The organism is Nocardioides ultimimeridianus (assembly GCF_054777895.1).
The window spans coordinates 25477-42780 of record NZ_BAAHAB010000009.1 but is presented as its reverse complement, the minus strand read 5'-3'; the positions used below and the strand labels follow the sequence as shown (position 1 = coordinate 42780).

The window sequence follows — 17304 nt, the reverse complement described above, 5'->3', positions numbered from 1 at the left end:
CGCCGATAGCCTCCGCTGGTGACGTTCACGGTCGGCGACCTGCTCGCGACGGATGCCCTCGGCACCCGCTCGCTGACGCCGGGCGTGGGGGAGCGGCGCCCGGTGGAGTGGGCGCACACCTGCGAGCTGGCGGAGCCGTGGCAGTGGGTCGGCGCGGGCGCCCTGGTGCTGACGACCGGTCTGGGCGTGCCCATCGAGGCCGACGAGCAGTGCGCCTACGTCGAGGGCATGTACGCCGCCGGCATCGCCGCGGTCTCGATCGGCGCGGACCTGTCGGCACCGCCGCTGACGGACCGGATGCTCGCGCGGGCGACCGAGCTGGGCCTCCCGGTGCTGGAGACGGCCCACGCGGTGCCCTTCATCAAGGTCGCCAAGGCGGTCGCCGAGGCCAACAACCGCGAGCACCTCGACCAGGTCCGGCTCGCCGAGCGCCGGCTGCACGGGTCGCTGCTGCTGCGCGACCTGCTCGACGCCTCGATCGGCGCGGAGTCGGCCGAGCGGTTCCTGGTACCCCACCGGGTCGCGGCGCCGTACCTGCTCGCCGGGTGGCGCGGGGACGGCTCGGCGGAGACCTTCGACCGCACGCACGCGACCCTGCGTCGCGACGACGTCGCGCACCTGCTCACCGCCACCGACGGCTTCGTGCTGGTCCTGGCGGGCGCGACGGACACCATCGACCCGGCGATCAACCCAGCCGGTCCGATCGCGATCAGCCGCAGCTTCGAGCGGATCGAGGACGTGCCCGAGGCGTTCCGCCAGGTCCGGCTCGTCCTCAGCCGGACGCCCCCGACGCACGAGGGAGCCGTGCGGTTCGAGGACTCCCGGCCGACCACGCTCTTCCTCCCCGACGACCCGGTCCGGCTCCGGGACGCGGTCGACCGCACCCTCGGCGGCCTGTTCGCGTACGACGCCGCGCGCGGCACCGATCTCGTCACCACCCTGCGGGTCTTCCTCGAGGAGAACCGCAGCTGGGTGCGGGCGTCGCGGCGGCTCTTCGTGCACCGGCAGACCCTGGTCTCGCGGGTGGCGCGGATCGAGGAGGTCACCGGGCACAGCCTGAGCACCACCGACGGCGCCTCCGAGCTCTGGCAGGGGATCCGCGCCGCGGTCGAGGTCGGCGACCTGCCCGCGTGACAGCGCCCGTCGTACGTTCGTATGACGCCACCCCGCGATCAGGCACGACCGTCGTCTTCCCGCCGGCCCTCGCCCCGTGGTTGCCTGGGCCCGTGCAGCCGCTCGAAGGGGTCCTGGTCGCGGATCTGAGCCGGGTCCTCGCGGGCCCGCTGGCGGCCGCGACCCTGGCCGACCTCGGCGCCACCGTGATCAAGGTCGAGCGGCCCGGCAGCGGCGACGACACCCGGCACTGGGGCCCGCCCTGGACCGACAACTCCAGCTCCTACTTCGAGTCCGCCAACCGGTCCAAGCAGTCGGTCGAGCTCGACCTGGACGACCCGGCCGACAACGCCCTGGCCCGCGAGCTGGCCCGCCGCGCCGACGTCGTCATCGAGAACTACCGCGCCGGCGCGCTCGACCGCCGCGGCCTGGGCTACGAGCAGGTCGCCGCGACCAACCCGGGCGTCGTCTACGCCTCCATCTCGGGCTTCGGGACCACGAAGGGTGCCGACCTGGCCGGCTACGACTTCCTGGTCCAGGCCGTCGGCGGGCTGATGAGCATCACCGGCGCGCCCGGCGAGCCGACGAAGGTCGGGGTGGCGCTGGTCGACGTACTCACCGCCAAGGACGCGACCATCGCGATCCTGGCCGCCCTCCGCGAGCGCGAGGCGAGCGGCCGCGGGCAACGCGTCGAGGTGAACCTCCTGTCCAGCCTCCTCGGCTCGCTGGTCAACCAGGCCTCGGGCTACCTCGCCACCGGCCGCGCGCCGACCGCGATGGGGAACCGGCATCCCTCGATCGCGCCGTACGAGACCCTCGCGGCCGCCGACGGCCTGATCGCCGTGTGCTGCGGCAACGACGGCCAGTTCCGGCGCCTCGCCGACGCGCTCGACGCGGCCGGGCTCGCCGACGACCCGCGCTTCGCCACCAACCCCGCCCGGGTCGAGCACCGCGACGACCTGGTCGCCGAGCTCGAGAAGCGGCTGGCGACCGCCGACGTCGCGGAATGGGCGGAGACGCTGGCACGGGCCGGAGTCCCCGCCGGACCCGTCGGCACCGTCGCGGACGCCTTCGCCCTCGCCGAGCGGCTCGGCCTCGACCCCACCGTCGACGTCGGCCCCCAGGCGCCACCGCAGGTCCGCAGCCCGCTCCACCTGAGCCGCACCCCCATCAGCCGGTACGCCGCACCCCCGCGGCTCGGCGAGCACAACGACGACGTCCGCCGCTGGCTGGCGCAAGGAGACACCCCATGAGCACGAACCCCCTCGACCTGCTCGGCATCGACGACCTGCTCAGCGCCGAGGAGAAGGCCGTCCGCGCGTCGGTGCGCCAGCTCTGCGCCGAGCGCGTCGACCCGTACGTCGCCGACTGGTTCGAGCGCGGCGAGATCGACGACCTCCGCGGCCTGGCCAAGGAGCTCGGCAGCCTCGGCCTGCTCGGCATGCACCTGGAGGGCTACGGCTGCGCGGGGATGAGCGCCACCGAGTACGGCATCGCCTGTCTCGAGCTCGAGGCCAGCGACTCCGGCATCCGCTCGCTGGTCTCGGTCCAGGGATCGCTCGCGATGTACGCGATCTGGAAGTGGGGGAGCGAGGAGCACAAGACCACCTGGCTGCCCCGGATGGCCGCGGGCGAGGCCATCGGCTGCTTCGGCCTCACCGAGCCCGACGCCGGCTCCGACCCGGGCGGCATGCGCACCCGCGCGCGCCAGGAGCCCGGTGGGGACTGGGTCCTCGAGGGCCGCAAGATGTGGATCACGAACGGCTCGGTCGCCGACGTCGCCGTGGTCTGGGCCCAGACCGAGGAGGGGGTGCGCGGCTTCGTCGTACCCACCGACACGCCGGGGTTCTCCGCCCCGGCCATCAAGCACAAGATGTCGCTGCGCGCGTCGGTGACGAGCGAGCTGGTGCTGGACGGCGTACGGCTTCCGGCCGATGCGGCGTTCCCCGAGGTCCGCGGCCTCAAGGGTCCGCTGAGCTGCCTGAACGAGGCCCGGTTCGGCATCGTCTGGGGATCGATGGGCGCGGCCCGATCGGCGCTCGCGACCGCGCTGGAGTACGCCGGCCAGCGCACCCAGTTCGACAAGCCGATCGCGTCCTACCAGCTCACCCAGCAGAAGCTGGTCGAGATGAACCTGGAGTACACCAAGGGCCTGCTGCTCGCGCTGCACCTGGGCCGCCGCAAGGACGCCGGCACGCTGCGTCCGGAGCAGGTCAGCGTGGGCAAGCTCAACAACGTCCGCGCCGCGCTGGAGATCTGCCGCACCGCCCGGACGGTGCTGGGCGCCAACGGCATCTCGCTGGAGTTCCCGGTGATCCGGCACGCCAACAACCTGGAGTCGGTGCTCACCTACGAGGGCACCGTCGAGATGCACACGCTCGTCATCGGACAGGCGATGACCGGGATCGCCGCCTTCCGCTGAGGAAGCACGGGTCGTCAGGTTGAGCGGTGCGCTTGGTGGCCCGCTCAACCTGACGACCCGGTTACAGCACCAGGTTGAGCAGCAGCACCAGCACCAGCCCGGTGACCGACAGGATCGTCTCCATCAGCGACCACGTCTTCAGGGTCTGGACCACGTCGAGGCGGAAGTACTCCTTGACCAGCCAGAAGCCGGCGTCGTTGACGTGGGAGAAGAACAGCGAGCCGGAGCCGATCGCGAGCACCAGCAGGGACAGCTCGACCGAGCTCATGCCCGGCAGCAGCCCGGTGACCAGCGCCGAGGCGGTGATCGTCGCGACCGTGGCCGAGCCGGTGGCGAGCCGGATCAGGACCGCGAGCAGCCAGGCCAGCAGCAGCGTGGAGACGCCTGCGCCCTCGGCCCAATGGGCCAGCTGGGTGCCGATGCCGGTGTCGACCAGCGACTGCTTGAACCCGCCGCCGGCGGCGACGATGAGCAGGATGCCGGCGATGGCGGGCAGCGACTTCTCGACCGTCTCGGAGACGGTGCGCAGGCTCATGCCGGTGCCGCGGCCGAAGGTCACCATGGCCACCAGGACGGCGACGAGCAGTGCGATCAGCGGGGTGCCGATGATGTCGAGCCACTTCTGGGCGGTGTTGTCGGGGTTGTCGATGGCGATGTCGGCGATCGCCTTGCCGAGCATCAGCACGACGGGCAGCAGCACGGTGGCCAGGGTGATGGCGAAGGACGGGCGGCGGCCGGTGCTGCCGAGCCCCGCGGGATCGGAGGCCCCCGATGCCTCAGCGGCCGGCGAGGTGGCGTCGTACAGGTCGGGGGCGGGGACCGGGACCCACTTGCCCGCGAAGGTCCCGAACAGCGGGCCGGCGACGATGACGGTCGGGATGGCGACGAGTACGCCGAGCGCGAGCGTCGTGCCGAGGTCGGCGCCGACGGCGCTGATCGCGACCAGCGGGCCGGGGTGCGGCGGGACCAGGCCGTGCATGGCCGAGAGGCCGGCCAACGCGGGGATGCCGACGGTGATCAGGGAGACCTGGGCGCGCCGGGCCACCAGGTAGATGACCGGCATCAGCAGCACCAGGCCGATCTCGAAGAACATCGGCAGGCCGATCAGCGCACCGACGGCGGCCATCGCCCAGGGCAGCGTGCGGACCGAGGAGCGGCCCACGATCGTGTCGACGATCTGGTCGGCGCCGCCGGAGTCGGCGAGCAGCTTGGCGAACATGGCGCCGAGCGCGATCAGGATGCCCACGCCGGACGCCGTCGAGCCGAAGCCGGTCGTGAACGAGGTGATCACGTCGTTCACGTTGCGCCCGGCGATCACCCCGACGGCGAGGCCACCGACGAGGAGCGCCAGGAACGGGTGCAGCTTCAGCTGGGTGATCAGCCCGACGATGACGGCGATCGAGATCAGGGCCGCGGCCACGAGCAGGCCGCCGGAGGCGACCGGCGGGACCGGTGGGGTCGGCGCCGCGGCGGCGATGGTCAGGGGGCTCATCGGTTCTCCTCGTTGACGGGCTCGGTGGGGGTGGGCAGGTCGGGGTGCAGCGACAGGTAGCGGTCGACGATCGCGTCGATGTCCTGGTCGACGTCGATGGCGACGCCGCGCTCGTCGGGGGCGAGGCCCTCGAGCGTCGCGAACTGGGAGTGCAGCAGCGCGGCGGGCATGAAGTGCCCGGGGCGCGACGCCTGTCGGGCGGCGATCACCTCCGGCGTACCGCGCAGGTGCAGGAACTCCACCCGCGGCGCGTGGTGGCGCAGCCGGTCGCGGTAGGTCCGCTTGAGCGCCGAGCAGCTCAGCACCGCGCCGTTCGCGTCGTGCTCGGCGAGCCAGAGCCCGAGCGCCTCCAGCCAGGGGGCGCGGTCGTGGTCGTCGAGCGGGTGGCCGGCGGTCATCTTGGCGATGTTCGCGGCCGGGTGGAAGTCGTCGGCGTCGCCGAACGGCAGGCGCAGGCGCTGGGCGATCGCGGCTCCGACCGTCGACTTGCCCGAGCCCGAGACGCCCATCACGACCAGGAGCGGGGGGAGGGGGTGCTGTGGCATGGCTCACAGGATGGTTCAAAAGGCATCCGATTGCAACACCTGGATCACAAAAAGGTTGCCGATTGTTTCCGGGAGCCGGGTTTGCGAGGATGCACCTCATGACCGCCGACCCGCTCCGCCTGCACCAGAGCGTGCGCGACGAGCTGGGGCGCCGCATCGTGTCCGGCCAGCTCGCCGCCGGGGCCGTGCTCAACCTCGACGCCGTGCAGAGCGAGTACGCCGTGTCCCGCCCGGTCGCGCGCGAGGCGGTGCGCGTGCTGCAGTCGATGGGCCTGGTCGCGACCCGGCGGCGGGTCGGCATCACCGTCCTGGCCCGCCCGGCCTGGAACGTCTTCGACCCGCTGGTGATCCGCTGGCGCCTGGACGGTGACGGCCGGGTCGAGCAGCTCCAGTCCCTCTCGGAGGTACGCCGCGGCATCGAGCCGATCGCGGCCCGGCTGGCCGCCGAGCGGGCGACCCCCGCCCAGCACGGCCGGCTCGCCGGCGCGGTCGCCGACATGGTGGTGCACGCCGCGTCCGGCGACCTGGAGGCCTACCTGGTCGCCGACACCGACTTCCACCGCACGCTGCTCGACGCGTGCGGCAACGAGATGCTGGCGGCGATGAGCGACGTGGTGTCCGAGCTGCTCGCCGGCCGCACCCACCACCACCTCATGCCCGCGACCCCGAACGCGGACGCGATCCGGCTGCACGAGCAGGTCGCGCTCGCCGTACGCACCGGGGACGGGGACGCCGCGGAGTCGGCGATGCGCGCGATCATCGACGAGGCGGCCGAGGCGCTCCGTGCTCAGAACGCGGTCCAGCCTCCGTCCACCGCCAGCACCTGACCGGTGACGTAGCTGCTCGCCGCCGACAGCAGGAAGACCACGACAGCGGCGAGCTCCTCCGGACGCCCCGGCCGGCCGAGCGCCGTGTGACCCGAGACCCAGGAGCGCAGGTCGTCCGATTCCAGGTAGCCGTTGGTCGCACCCGGGAACCACCCCGGCGCCACCGCGTTCACCCGCACCCCGCGCCCGCCCCACTGGGCCGCGAGCTCACGGGTGAGCCCGTTGAGGCCGGCCTTGCTGGCGTCGTACGCCGCCAGGCCGAACCGGTCGAAGCTCGCCAGCGACCCGATCGACGACACGTTGACGATCGCGCCCTCGCCGCGCTCGAGCATGGCCGGCGCGACCAGCTGGCAGAGCCGGTACGGCGCCAGCAGGTTGGTCCGCACCACCTGCTCGACGAGCTCGGGCGACTCGGCCTCGGCTGGTCCGGACGCGGCGATGCCGGCGTTGTTGACCAGGGCGTCGATGCGGCCGAACCGCTCGGCGACGGTGGCGACCAGCGTTTGGCACCCGGCTTCCGCGGTGATGTCGCACGACACCGCGAGGACGTGATCTCCCAGCTCCTCGGCCACGGCGGCCAGCCGGTCGCCGCGGCGGGCGGCGATCGCCACCCGTGCCCCGGCGGCCCGGGCGGCCCGGGCGATCTGCACGCCCAGGCCCTCCGACGCGCCGGTGACCACGACGACCCGGTCCTCGAGCTGACGGCTCATCGCACGAGCTCGTAGAGCGCGTTGAACGGGTTGTCCATCTCCACGCGCCGCACCGACGCGAAGCCGGCCTCGGTCGCGAGGTTGCGCAGCACCGGCTCGGGCAGCCCGAGCGTGCCGAGTCCCTCGCCGCCCTCGGCGAGCGAGGTCGTCATGCAGTAGAGCAGGCTGAACCCGTAGAGCAGGGTCGCGATCGGGCCGACGTTCTCAGTGGTGTCGGCCGAGCAGCTGATGTCGAGGCAGAGGAAGCGACCGCCCTCCCGCAGGCCCTCCCGGATCGCGCGGAGCAGCGTGCGAGGAGCGACGGCGTCGTGGACGACGTCGAAGGTCGTCACGACGTCGAACATCTGCGGCAGCCCCTGGCTCGCGTCGAGGACCTCGAACCGGACTCGGTCCTCGACCCCGGCGCTCCGGGCGTTGGCGCCCGCGGCGGCGACGGCATCGGGGGACACGTCATACCCCACGAAGCGGGAGGCGGGGAAGCGCCGCGCCAGCGTGATCGACGCGCGGCCGGCGCCGCAGCCCACGTCCGCCGCGTCGCAGCCGCGCTCCAGCAGGGCCAGCGTGGCGGGCACCAGCGGCAGCCACTCCGGCACCAGGAGGTGCTCGTGCCACGCGGCGGTGAAGCGGGCGGTTCCGAGGGCGACGTCGGGGTGGAGGTGCTCGAACGCGACCCCGCCGCCGTCACGGAAGGAGGCCGCGACGTCGTCGTACCGCTGGATCGCGCCGAGCAGCTCCTGGTGGACGCCGCCGAAGAAGCCGGGTCCCTCCTCCGTCGCGAGGGTCGGCACGTGGGCGGCGGGCAGCGTGAAGGTCTGCGCGAGCGGGTCGAAGGTGAGATAGCCGGCGGCGTGCATGCCGTTGAGCCACTCGCGCACGTAGCGCTCGTCGAGGCCGAGCCGGGCGGCGAGGCCGGCGCTGGTGGCGGGACCGTCGGCGGCGAGGGAGCGGAACAGGCCGGTGCGGTCGCCGAGCGCGGCCATCACGACGGTGGCGGCCGCGGCCGTGTCGGCGAGGACGCGGCCGGTGAACGCGCCGGCGGCCTCCTCGAGGTCGGCGGGAGCGTCGAGCTGGGTGGTCATGGTGGGTCTCCGATCGGTAGCGGGTGGTACCCCTCTGGCGTACACCGGGTGTTCACTGGTCGTGAACGATCTCGGGCCGGCTTCCGAGGAGGCACGCGTGGACCTGGTCGGCCGTGCGCGCGAGGTCGCCGCGCTCGACGCCGCTCTCGCACGGGCGGCCACCGGGGCGCGGCAGCTGGTGCTCATCGCGGGGGAGCCCGGCATCGGCAAGACATCCCTGGTCGAGGCGTTCCGCTCGGTCGCCGTGGGGGCCGGCGCCACGTGGCTGTCGGGCGCTGCATGGGAGGACGGAGCTCCGTCGTACTGGCCCTGGATGCAGGTGGTGCGGGCAGCCGAGCGCTCCGCGCCCGAGGAGGTACGCCGACGGGCGGCCGTGCTGGGTCCGCTCGGTCCCGCCCGGGCGTCGGCCGCGGTGGACCGGTTCGTCCTGCACGACGCGGTCGCGGAGCTGGTGCTCGCGCTGGCGGGGTCGGGGCCGGTGGTGGTCGCGCTGGAGGACCTGCACGCGGCCGGTCCGTCGACCGCCGAGCTGCTCGAGGACGTGGTCCGCGCGACGGCCGGTGCGTCGGTCGTGCTGGTCGCGACCTACCGCCCGGCCGAGGTGGCCGCAGAGCCGGGCACGGCCGAGGTGGTCTCGCGCCTCGAGGGCGCTGGGACGGTGCTCGAGCCTCGGCCGCTCGGCGACGCCGACGTCGGGTCCGTGCTGGCCGCCCAGGGGCTGCGCCCGGACCGGCCGCTCGTCGATGCCGTGCTGGAGCGCACCCAGGGCAACCCGCTCTTCGTCGTGCACACCGCGCGTGGGCTGGCGGCGGGCGGATCGGCCGCCGAGACCGGGCTCCCGCTGGGCCTTCGCAACGCGCTGCGCCGCCAGGCAGCGATCGCCGGGGAGGGCGCCGAGGACGTGCTGGAGGCGGCCGCGGTCCTCGGCGAGGAGCTGACCGCCGCGACGCTGGCCGCCACCACCGGCCGCGAGCCTGCCGAGGTCCAGGCGGCGCTCGACCGCGCCGTGGCGCTGCGGCTGCTGCGACGTGACGCGATGGGCAGGCACACCTTCACGCACGCCCTCGTCCGGGAGGCCGTGTACGACGGGCTGCCGCCCGTTCGCGCAGCCGAGACCCACCTGCGGGCGGCCCATGCCCTGGTCGCCGCTGGCGCAGGCCCGGAGCGGCTCGCGTGGCACTTCGCCGCGGCCTGGCCCGCGGGTGGGGTCGCCGAGGCGGTCCGCTACGCCCGGCTGGCTGGTGACGACGCGAGCCGCGCCTCGGCGCACGGCGAGGCGGCTGCGGCGTACCTGCTCGCGCTGACGGCGCACGACCGGCTGCCGTCCCCCGATCCCGCCGCGCGGACGGAGCTGCTGCTCGCCGTGGCCGACGCCCGGCTCCGGGCGGGCCGGGCCGACGAGGGGCATCGGGTCGTGGCGCAGGCGCTCGCGCTCGCGAGCTCCCTCGACGACCCGGAGCTCTTCGCCCGTGCCGCTCTGCTGGCCGCGACCGGTCTGGCGTTCAACGCCGTCCAGCTCGACGCCATCGACCTGCTCCGCGAGGCCGACCGCCGGTTCGGCGACGAGGCGGGCGACGCGCACGCGGCGGTCGTCGCCCGGCTCGCCGAGCTGGTCGCCGTCGAGGACCGCGCGGAGGCGCTGCGGCTCGCGGTCCGTGCCGGCGAGCTGGCCCCGGACCTGCCGGCCGCTCTCGCCGCGCGGCTCGAGGTGGAGTGGGGTCGGCACGACCCGCACGACGCGCTGCAGCGGGCGCAGCGGCTGGCGAGCCTGGTCTGCGAACCGTCCCTGGCGGCGAGGGCGGCCACCTGGGTGATGGTGTTCGCGCTCGAGCTGGGCGACCTGACCACGGCCGCCGGCGCGGTCACGGCGCTGCAGCACCTCGCCGACCGCTCCCGGCAGCCCGCCCTCGCCCACCTCGCGGCTTCGCGCCGCGCGACGATCGCGATGGTGCGCGGCGATGCGGCCGGAGCGCTCGCGGCCGTGCGCGAGGCGCGGGACCTTGCGGCGCGGTTCGGTCTGGCCGACGGTGAGGCGGTGGCCTGGGGACAGCTGTTCACGGTCGGGCGGATGGCGGAGCTGACCGAGGAGGAGCGTGGTGCGATGGAGCGGACCGCCCGCGAGCTCGCGGTGGCATCGCCGTACCCGATCGCACACGACGGCGCGGTGGTGCAGGTGCTGCTCGGCGACGGCCGGGAGGCGGAGGCGCGGGAGGTCTTCGAGCGCCTGATGGGACTGCTGGACGGGCTGGAGCACGACCTGCTGCGGACCTGGTCGCTCGCGCTGCTCGCCGAGGACGCCGTGGCGCTCGGCGACGCGAAGGCGGCGGCGCGCATCCACGACGAGCTCCTCCCGTACGCCGGTCGCCTCGTCGTCGCTGCCGGGGGAGTCGCCTGCCTCGGCCCCGTGTCCGACCACCTCCGTCTGCTGGCCGGGATCGGCGTGGTCGGAGCCACCATGGAGTCGGCCGACGGCATCGTCACGCTCCGGCTCGGTGCCGACGTGGTGCGGCTGCCGACGAGTCTCGGCCTCACCCAGCTCGCGGTGCTCCTGGCGAACCCTGGCAGCGACATCGCCGCGACCCTGCTCGCCGCACCCGCAGGCGCCGAGGTGCCGCGCGCGGGCAGAGCCGAGGAGGTGCTCGACCGGCGCGCGCTCGCGGCGTACCGGACCCGGCTCGCGGAGATCGACACCGAGCTCGAGGAGGCGCGCGGCTGGAACGACGACGGCCGTGTCGGACAACTCGAGGACGAGCGCGACGCCCTGGTCGCCGAGCTCCGTGGCGACCTCGGGCTCGGCGGCCGTCCGCGCCGGTTCGCCGACGAGGCCGAGCGGGCGCGGGTCAACGTCACCCGCGCGATCCGCTCGGCGATCCGCCGGGTCGGCGAGCGTGCCCCGGCGATCGGCGAGCACCTCGAGCGCAGCGTGACGACCGGTGCGCGCTGCCGCTACGACCCCGGTCAGACCGCCCTGAGGTAGGCGAGGACGGCGAGGACCCGGCGGTGCTCGTTGGTGGACTCGGCGATGTCGAGCTTCATCAGCAGCCGTCGTACGTGGGACTCGACGGTGCGCTCGCTGATCACGAGCCGCGCCGCGATGCCGGTGTTGGTGAGCCCTTCGGCCATCAGCCCGAGGACCTCGAGCTCGCGCTCGCTGAGCGACTCCAGACCCGAGCGCTGCCGGCCGGCCACCAGGTTGGCGACCACCGTCGGGTCCAGGGCCGAGCCGCCGGCGGCGACCCTCCCGGCCGTGGCGAGGAAGTCGTCGACGTCGAGCACCCGGTCCTTGAGCAGGTAGCCGAAGCCGGGGTGCTGGACCAGCCCGACCGAGTGCACGGTCTCCACGTGCTGGGACAGCACGAGCACGCCGAGGCCGGGCTGCGCCGCCTTGAGGTCCGCGGCGGCCCGGATGCCCTCGTCGGTGTGCGTGGGCGGCATGCGTACGTCGAGGACGACCAGGTCGGGCGACCACTGCCGGACGAGGTCGACGAGGCCGTCCGCATCGCCCACCGAGCCGACGACCTCGTGCCCGCCGTCCTCGAACAGCCGCGCCAGGCCGGCGCGCAGGAGGACCTGGTCCTCGGCGATCACGACGCGCACGACAGCTCCGCGAGCAGCGTGGTGCCGTGACCGGGCTCGGACCGGACCGACAGCCGGCCGCCGAGTGCGGCGACCCGGTCGCTGACCCCGACCAGCCCGCCGCCACGGGTGAGCGTCGCCCCACCGACGCCGTCGTCCTGCACCCGGACCAGGAGCATCCCGGTCACCTCCTCGATGCACACCTCCACGTGGCTGGCTCCGCCGTGCTTGGCCGCGTTCGTCACGCCCTCGCACGCGATGAAGTACGCCGCCGTCTCCACCGCCGCCGGGAACCGCCGGTGCGGTACGACGACGGCCACGGGCAGCCGCGTGCGCTGGACCAGCTCGTGCAGCGCGGACTCCAGGCCGTCGTCCAGGACGCCGGGCCGGATGCCGCGCGCCATCTCGCGCAGCTCGCGGATCGTGTCGGTCAGGTCGTGGACGACCTCGTCCAGCTCGGCGCCCACCTCGGTGGCCGCGCCGCCCAGCCGGTGCTGGAGGTGGCGCAGGGCGAGACCCACCGCGACGAGGCGCTGCTGTGCGCCGTCGTGGAGGTCGCGCTCGATGCGATGCCGCTCGGCCTCGGCGGCCTCGACGATCCTGCGTCGCGACCTCCGGACCTCCTGCAGCTGTTCGCGCAGCTCCTGGCGCAGCTGCACCATCTCCAGGGCCAGCCACGCCTCCCGCTCGAGGGCCGGCCGGACCGCGGCCTGCTTCTCCGCGGAGCCCAGGCGTGCCGTCGCCTCGGCGAGCACCTGCTCGACCTCCTCCGGCTCGCGGCGGCCGGAGCGCAGGTCGGCCATGAACCGGGCCACCAGCCCGAGGGCGTCGTACCGACCGCGGTCGAAGGCCCGGTCGACGTGCTTCTGCAGCCGGTCGCGCAGCGGCCGGAAGGCGAGCGCGACGGCGAGGGTGGCTCCCGCGGTCGCGACCGGCGAGCCGTGGCCGAACACGACGCCCAGGCCCACGACGAGCCCCGCGAAGGCGGCGGCGAGGACGGCGGTGAGCATCGCATAGAGGACCGTGCGGCTGACGATCAGCTCGATGTCGTAGAGGTGGTAGCGCCAGATCGCCGCCAGCGCCGCCAGGGGGAGGGCGGTGAGGACGAGCGCGTCGGCGATCCGCACGACCACGAAGCTGTCGAACAGCGGGCTGCTCGGGACCAGGGTCGCGACCATCACGCCGGCGGCGAAGACCATCCACTTCAGCTGCTGGCGCTCGACCCCGGTCGCGGCCCGCATCCGCTGCACCATGGCCAGGATGCCGAGGGCCAGGGAGCCGGTGAGGCCCGGGAACCCGAGCCAGTACAGCAGGTCCGACGGCACGGCAGGTGCGTGCACGGGGTTGGTCCCGGTGACCAGCTGCGCGGCGACCCGGGAGCCCGTGGCCCAGCCGGCCAGGGTGAGCCCCGAGCCCAGGCAGCCGAGGGGGAGGACCCAGGGCCACAGCCGGCCCGTGCTCGGCAGCGTGCCGTCGGGGAAGAGGACCAGGATCGCCGGCAGGACCGCTCCGCTGACGGCCCACGTGCAGCTCGCGATCAGGTCGACGATCGCCGCGCCCGGCCAGTGGTGCGGCGTACCGGTGAGCGCGTAGTCCTGCGCGAGGTCGGTGACGACGGCCTGCAGGAGGCCGTTCACGACCAGGAGGACGCCGATCCGGTGGCGCGGGTGGCGGGCCAGGATGAGGACGCCGGCCACCGTCGTCGCCAGCGCGTAGACGGCGTACACGAGCGTGTCCCATGCCGGCTCCCGGCCCCAGGAGAGGGCGACGGAACCGGCCTCCGCGGCGACGGCGACGAGCAGCACTGCCCCGTGTGCCGGCCGGACTCGCGTTCCCACCTTCGCATCCTGACGCAGCGACCCGGTCCGCGTATTCAGTATCAGCACGGAGCTGCAGGTGCAGCGTCCGCCCGGACGCGCGCAGGGGCGGGCCGCGGGTTCGATGGCGTCATCACTCTCGACCCGAGGAGGTCACCATGTCCGTCATCACCCAGCAACCCACCACGACCCGCCGCCGGCTGCGGGCAGCCGTCCTGCTGCCTGCCGTGGCTCTCATCGCGGCGGCCGCCTCGCAGATCGACGCGGCCGTCATCACCAACGCCTATCGCTCGGTCAGCCCGGCGTCGGACAAGACCCTGAACTTCCCCTGGTACGGCGGCCTGGCCGGCCAGATCTCGACCTGGTGGTCGTTCGCCGGGCTGTTCCTGATGGTCGGCTTCGCGGCCTTCGCCCGGAGCCGGGCGGTCGGGGCGAGCCGGTCCGGCCGGATCGGGGCGTGGACCGCTGTCGTCGCCGCGGCCGGCATCGTCGTGGCCAACTTCTTGTCGGCTGCGAACGCTGACGCGATGGAGAACAACGGCATCGGAGGAGCGATCGGCCTGGTGTTCGGCGTGTCCACCGTGCTGCTCGGCGTCGGGTTCACGACGGCCGGGGTGGCGACGCTGCGTGCCGGGGCGTGGCAGGGGGTCGGGCGGTTCGCGCCGCTCGTGAACGGGATCTGGCCGCTGGTGATGATCGGCCTGATCATCGCCGAGCAGGTGCAGCTCGCCGTCGGGATCATGGCGGCGCTGCAGGTGTGCCTCGGTGCCGCGCTGATCGCCGAGGACGCCTGATCCCCCGCTCGGTCCCGGGGTGGGGAGCCGGGTCCCCACCCCGAGGGGCGCGTCAGGCCATCTCGGGCACGTGCAGGTGGGCGTAGGCGAGGTCGAACTCGTGCACCTCCACCACCATCCCGGACGCCTCGTCCGCGGCCCGCTCGCGCATCTCGTCGGCCATCTCGCGGCTCGCCTCCATGGCGGCACGCGACTCCCACGCGGTCGTCGCGCAGGCCAGGCCGGCCATCCGGTCGATCATGAGGCTGGCGCTGCAGAAGCCGTCCATCTGCTCCAGCCGGGGGAGCAGCGCCACCCGGAAGGTCTCGGCGACGGTGTCGACGTCGCCCTCGATCCAGCTGACGCGGCAGCACTCGCCGTGGTGCGTGCGATGCATGGCGACGATCTCCCAGGAGTCGACCTGCATGGACGCGCCGAGGACATCGCGGCCGCGCTCGCGGATCGGGCGCAGCACCGCGTCGCTGTCGTTCATCATCTCCTCGCTCTCCCAGGAGCTGGTGGTGATGCAGTAGCCGGTGTCGCGGTCGACGAGCAGCGACATGCCCAGGCACCCCGCGGTCCGCGAGAGCATCGGATCGACCTCCGACTCGACCATCCTGATGCCCGCGTCGATGTTCTCGGGCCTGCCGTGGAACGTGGTGGAGCGTGCGTACACGACCCTCTCCCTTCAGGAGCTGGGGCGACGCCCGACCGGCACCGCCGGTACCTCCCTGCATACTCCTCGGATCAGCGACCCGCCAGACCCGGGCCGGTCCCGATCAGACGCGGACCGGCACCGGTCACGCCACGCTGCGGCAGAAGTCCGCGATCGCGTCGACCATCGGGTCGAGGGCCGCTCGCTCGATCGGGTAGTGGCCGCCCTCGGGCAGCAGCACCGTCGAGACGGGGACCTTGGTGATCCGGTCGAGGAACGGCTCGGAGAGGTCGAGCGGCGTCCACCGGTCCGCGGCCGGCTGGGTGAGCAGCACCGGGCAGACCGCGAAGTCCTCGGGCGCCACCGGGTGCGCGTAGTTGAGGTAGGAGTCGAGGAAGGCGATCGACACGCTGTTGCCGGCCGAGGTGCGGTCGGCGTAGCAGGCCCGCTTCGCCTCCCGGCTGTTGACCAGCGCCCGCATATTGCTCACCCACCGCATCGGCACCCGGAGGCGGCGCAGCGGAGTGCGGGCGAGCGTCCGCATCAGAATCGCCCCGACCGTGCCGGTGACCGGGTCGAACGCCGTGTCCCGGCGTACCCTCGCGGAGGACTGGTCCAGGAAGGTCATGCCGACGATGCCGGCGACGTCGCCGTTGACCGCCGCCACGTGGTAGGTCTCCATGCCCCCGGCGGACAGCCCGTAGAGCACGATCGGCCGGCCGTCGCGCTCCTTCTCGACCAGGTCCGAGCCGATCCGCACCCAGTCGTCGTAGGTCACCAGGGCACCGGGCGCCACCTCGGTGACGCCGTACGTCGGCATGTCCACCGCCACCGTCTCGAAGCCGCGCTCGGCGAGCGGGTGGCCCAGGATGGTGGTCATCTGCCGGCCGTTGGTGCCGACGCCGTGGAACAGGATGACCTTCACCGGCGCGGCCGGGTCGCGATAGGTGTCGAGGTGGATCCGGTGCCCGTCGTGCTCCCACCACTCCTCGGCGGGCTCGGTGACCGGGGTCAGCCGGTAGGGCGCGGGGAGGAGGTCCTGGATGGTGCGCCAGGCGGTCTGGTGGGCGTAGCTCATCGGGCGCTCTCCGCACCGCCGGCCTGCGGCGTGAGCAGGAACTTCTCGCCGGTGGCCATCCGCCCGTAGCGGCGGACGATCGCGGGGTCGACGGCCTCGGCGAGGCCGATCTCGTCGGTGTAGTGGCTGGCGAAGGTGGTGGTGATCTCCTCGGCGACCTTGGCGCGCATCCGCATCATCTCCTCGCCGCCGACCCGGCCCAGGTGGTCGCCGAGCAGCCAGCCGCCGGCGCCCCAGGTCATGCCCACTGCCGGCGGGATCGTCGTGGCGCTCCGGTCGAGCCGGCCGTAGACGTAGAGCTGCTTGCGCGTCCCCGAGCCGTACGGTCCGGTCGCCGGCGCCTTCGCGAGCGCTGCCGCCTCCATCGCGGCCAGGATCTGGCCGCCGAGCGCGCCGCCGCCGACCGCGTCGAAGGCCAGGGTGGCGCCGGTCTCCCCGATCGCCGCCTGCAGCTGGTCGCGGAAGTCGTCCGCGCCGGAGTTGACGACGTACGCCGCCCCGATCGACCGCAGGATCTCCTCCTGCGCCTCGCTGCGCACCACGTTGACCAGGCCGATGCCCTCGGCGAGGCAGAGCCGGAGCAGCATCTGGCCGAGGTTCGACGCGGCCGCGGTGTGCACGAGCGCCGTGTGGTTCTCCAGGCGCATCGTGGACACCATGCCGAGGGCGGTCATCGGGTTCACGAAGGCCGACGCGCCCTGCTGGGCCGTGACGCCGTCGGGGAACGGGTACACCTGCAGGGCCGGGAGCTTGCGGTACTGGGTGTACATCATCCCGCCGAAGGCGCTGACCAGCCTTCCCATCAGGTGCTGGGCGTTGGCGCCCGCCGCGACGACCACGCCGGCGCCCTCGTTGCCGAGGGTGAGCGACCTGCCGACCCGGTCCGCCACCGCGGGCAGCACCTGGCGGGGCACCGTGGCGGTGGCGACCGGTCGCTCCGGCGTACCGCCGCTCTCGAGGGTCGCCAGGTCGGCGGGGCCGAGGAGCTGCGCCAGGTCGGAGGGGTTGATCGGCGCGGCGTCGACCCGGACGACCACCTCGTCCGGGCCCGGATCGCCGACCTCCCGCTCGTCCAGGGACAGCTGCAGCTGCCCGTCGGCGGTGATCTCGGAGCGCAGCTCGAGCGAGGTGAAGGTCATGTCCGCACGCTAGCGCCAAAACTTCTTCCGAAGTCGATGTCGAAACGGGAGGATGCCGTTCGACGTACGGGGGAGAAG

At 73.7% G+C, this 17304-nt stretch carries 15 protein-coding genes; 6 read left to right on the top strand and 9 right to left on the bottom strand.

Translation table 11 applies throughout. The annotated features are described in order from the left end of the window. The first annotated feature begins 18 nt into the window (after positions 1–18). The 3 genes from ACYU8V_RS08820 to ACYU8V_RS08810 all read left to right on the top strand — a co-directional run bounded on the left by ACYU8V_RS08820 (position 19) and on the right by ACYU8V_RS08810 (position 3535). Positions 19–1134 carry a PucR family transcriptional regulator gene (locus tag ACYU8V_RS08820; RefSeq protein WP_460846721.1) on the top strand — a complete coding sequence of 372 codons (1116 nt, stop codon included), beginning with the start codon at positions 19–21 and terminating at the stop codon, positions 1132–1134. Between the two features lie 92 nt (positions 1135–1226). Further along, complete coding sequence (locus ACYU8V_RS08815; RefSeq protein WP_460846719.1) at positions 1227–2366, top strand: CaiB/BaiF CoA transferase family protein; 1140 nt, start codon at positions 1227–1229, stop codon at positions 2364–2366. Next, positions 2363–3535 carry an acyl-CoA dehydrogenase family protein gene (locus tag ACYU8V_RS08810; RefSeq protein WP_460846718.1) on the top strand — a complete coding sequence of 391 codons (1173 nt, stop codon included), beginning with the start codon at positions 2363–2365 and terminating at the stop codon, positions 3533–3535. Before ACYU8V_RS08815 ends, ACYU8V_RS08810 begins: the two co-directional genes overlap by 4 nt. Positions 3536–3596: 61 nt before the next feature. Here the strand turns inward: ACYU8V_RS08810 and ACYU8V_RS08805 are convergent, their stop codons facing one another. Beyond that, positions 3597–5027, bottom strand: coding sequence for a GntP family permease (locus tag ACYU8V_RS08805; RefSeq protein ID WP_460846717.1), 1431 nt, complete (start codon positions 5025–5027; stop codon positions 3597–3599). Further along, positions 5024–5572 carry a gluconokinase gene (locus tag ACYU8V_RS08800; RefSeq protein ID WP_460846715.1) on the bottom strand — a complete coding sequence of 183 codons (549 nt, stop codon included), beginning with the start codon at positions 5570–5572 and terminating at the stop codon, positions 5024–5026. The genes ACYU8V_RS08805 and ACYU8V_RS08800 overlap by 4 nt, the downstream gene beginning before the upstream one ends. Positions 5573–5670: 98 nt before the next feature. Here ACYU8V_RS08800 and ACYU8V_RS08795 point away from each other — a divergent pair, with 98 nt between their 5' ends. Then, entirely contained in the window at positions 5671–6399 is a 729-nt protein-coding gene (locus ACYU8V_RS08795; RefSeq protein ID WP_460846714.1) for a FadR/GntR family transcriptional regulator, read from the top strand. Here the strand turns inward: ACYU8V_RS08795 and ACYU8V_RS08790 are convergent. Both ACYU8V_RS08790 and ACYU8V_RS08785 read right to left on the bottom strand, forming a co-directional pair. After that, a complete protein-coding gene (locus tag ACYU8V_RS08790) occupies positions 6360–7109 on the bottom strand; it encodes an SDR family NAD(P)-dependent oxidoreductase (protein WP_460846713.1) in 750 nt (249 codons plus the stop codon). The genes ACYU8V_RS08795 and ACYU8V_RS08790 overlap by 40 nt on opposite strands. Next, positions 7106–8188: a class I SAM-dependent methyltransferase gene (locus tag ACYU8V_RS08785; RefSeq protein WP_460846712.1), complete on the bottom strand. Its 1083-nt coding sequence runs from the start codon at positions 8186–8188 to the stop codon at positions 7106–7108. The genes ACYU8V_RS08790 and ACYU8V_RS08785 overlap by 4 nt, the downstream gene beginning before the upstream one ends. Before the next feature lie 97 nt (positions 8189–8285). Here ACYU8V_RS08785 and ACYU8V_RS08780 point away from each other — a divergent pair, with 97 nt between their 5' ends. Further along, entirely contained in the window at positions 8286–11165 is a 2880-nt protein-coding gene (locus ACYU8V_RS08780) for an ATP-binding protein (protein WP_460846711.1), read from the top strand. On the opposite strand, the gene ACYU8V_RS08775 is transcribed toward ACYU8V_RS08780, so the two are convergent. Then, positions 11147–11785: a response regulator transcription factor gene (locus ACYU8V_RS08775; RefSeq protein WP_460846708.1), complete on the bottom strand. Its 639-nt coding sequence runs from the start codon at positions 11783–11785 to the stop codon at positions 11147–11149. The genes ACYU8V_RS08780 and ACYU8V_RS08775 overlap by 19 nt on opposite strands. Beyond that, positions 11773–13602 (bottom strand): sensor histidine kinase, encoded by a 1830-nt coding sequence (locus tag ACYU8V_RS08770; protein WP_460846707.1) that lies wholly within the window; start codon positions 13600–13602, stop codon positions 11773–11775. Before ACYU8V_RS08770 ends, ACYU8V_RS08775 begins: the two co-directional genes overlap by 13 nt. 137 nt (positions 13603–13739) lie before the next feature. On the opposite strand from ACYU8V_RS08770, the gene ACYU8V_RS08765 reads away from it, so the two are divergent. After that, positions 13740–14375: a hypothetical protein gene (locus ACYU8V_RS08765; protein WP_460846706.1), complete on the top strand. Its 636-nt coding sequence runs from the start codon at positions 13740–13742 to the stop codon at positions 14373–14375. A gap of 52 nt (positions 14376–14427) precedes the next feature. Here ACYU8V_RS08765 and ACYU8V_RS08760 read toward each other — a convergent pair whose 3' ends face one another. The 3 genes from ACYU8V_RS08760 to ACYU8V_RS08750 all read right to left on the bottom strand — a co-directional run bounded on the left by ACYU8V_RS08760 (position 14428) and on the right by ACYU8V_RS08750 (position 17226). After that, positions 14428–15030, bottom strand: a complete 603-nt coding sequence (locus ACYU8V_RS08760) for a hypothetical protein (protein WP_460846704.1) — start codon at positions 15028–15030, stop codon at positions 14428–14430. Between the two features lie 124 nt (positions 15031–15154). After that, positions 15155–16087: an alpha/beta hydrolase gene (locus tag ACYU8V_RS08755; protein ID WP_460846703.1), complete on the bottom strand. Its 933-nt coding sequence runs from the start codon at positions 16085–16087 to the stop codon at positions 15155–15157. After that, positions 16084–17226, bottom strand: a complete 1143-nt coding sequence (locus ACYU8V_RS08750) for a zinc-binding dehydrogenase (protein WP_460846701.1) — start codon at positions 17224–17226, stop codon at positions 16084–16086. Before ACYU8V_RS08750 ends, ACYU8V_RS08755 begins: the two co-directional genes overlap by 4 nt. Positions 17227–17304 lie beyond the last annotated feature (78 nt).